Origin of the sequence: Rhizobium sullae, assembly GCF_900169785.1 — a bacterium.
In the GTDB taxonomy this organism is placed as follows: domain Bacteria; phylum Pseudomonadota; class Alphaproteobacteria; order Rhizobiales; family Rhizobiaceae; genus Rhizobium; species Rhizobium sullae.
On sequence record NZ_FWER01000174.1, the window covers coordinates 1 to 1,034 of the forward strand.

At 58.6% G+C, this 1,034-nt stretch carries 2 protein-coding genes and 1 pseudogene; 1 reads left to right on the forward strand and 2 read right to left on the reverse strand.

The window, feature by feature from the left end; genetic code table 11:
- Window positions 1–143: 143 nt before the first annotated feature.
- Window positions 144–392, reverse strand: coding sequence for a universal stress protein (locus BN1800_RS43295; RefSeq protein ID WP_244564838.1), 249 nt, complete (start codon window positions 390–392; stop codon window positions 144–146).
- Here BN1800_RS43295 and BN1800_RS43300 point away from each other — a divergent pair.
- A complete protein-coding gene (locus BN1800_RS43300; protein ID WP_244564839.1) occupies window positions 315–497 on the forward strand; it encodes a hypothetical protein in 183 nt (60 codons plus the stop codon). The two genes, BN1800_RS43295 and BN1800_RS43300, sit on opposite strands and share 78 nt — an antisense overlap.
- A 324-nt stretch (window positions 498–821) precedes the next feature.
- Here BN1800_RS43300 and BN1800_RS39600 read toward each other — a convergent pair.
- A pseudogene (locus tag BN1800_RS39600) lies at window positions 822–1,034 on the reverse strand (alcohol dehydrogenase); the annotation flags it as partial.

Sequence of the window (1,034 nt, forward strand, 5' to 3'; positions counted from 1 at the left end):
TTCGTGGGGCTCGGCGGCAAAGATCTCCTTTAGGAAATCTCAGCGGCTGTCAGCGGATCGAGCAGCCGACAATGAACGCGCCCCTCTCCTATCGGCCATGTTGGTTCTGTTTTGACTGCCAAGTCATAGCGCCGGTCTGAGCTCTAATGGCATAGGAGAACCGGTAGCTCGAGGCCGTTAAGCAACGATCGCGTAACGCCTCCCAGAATAAGTTCGCGCAATCTAGAGTGTCCGAAACCTCCAGCAATCAGCAAGTCTGCCCGCGCTTCAGCTGCAGCGGACTGAATTGTGCCGGCTACCGGAGCTCCCTGTGATTGCGCATTGACAATCTCGACGGCAAGACCGGCGTCGCGAACAAGCGCCGCAAAGCGATCGCGAAGGTCGCCGCGCAATCCCGGCTGGAGCGCTCCGCCTCTGCGCTCATTTTGTCGACATCGACGATCGGCGGAAATGGCGGGGACACCTTCGGTATCTTGACCTTGAACACGCTGACATGAAGCCGCGCTTCCTGGTGCCGTGCAAAATCGATGGCGTTCTGGATCAGAGCAAAAGAGCTGGGGTCGGGATAGGTGAGCAAAGGCAGGTGGAACTGAGCTCTCATGACGTATTTCCTCATCTCGGCTGTATGTTGGGATGATCGCCCGAACGGCTCATGCTCGCGTTGATCTTGCGCAAATGGCGTTGCCGAAGATCAAGATTGCCCCGTCCATCAAGCGCATCCTGTTGCCAGGCACGAAATTTGGAANAATGGCGTTGCCGAAGATCAAGATTGCCCCGTCCATCAAGCGCATCCTGTTGCCAGGCACGAAATTTGGAAAGGCACCCTTGCGGACCGCCTTGAGAGCGGCCGGGACGAGCCCGCCGACCGGCGCAAAGATGATCGCCGCATCCAGCAGCACCGGCGGGCTGTCGTCCGAGCTTCCCGCCCATGCGGCTCGGAGACTTATGGCGAAACGCGTTGCGCTTCATCGTCCCCGCGGCGCGTAAAGGCATAGACTTCACGGCCTTGCCACACGCATACTTGGGCAATGATA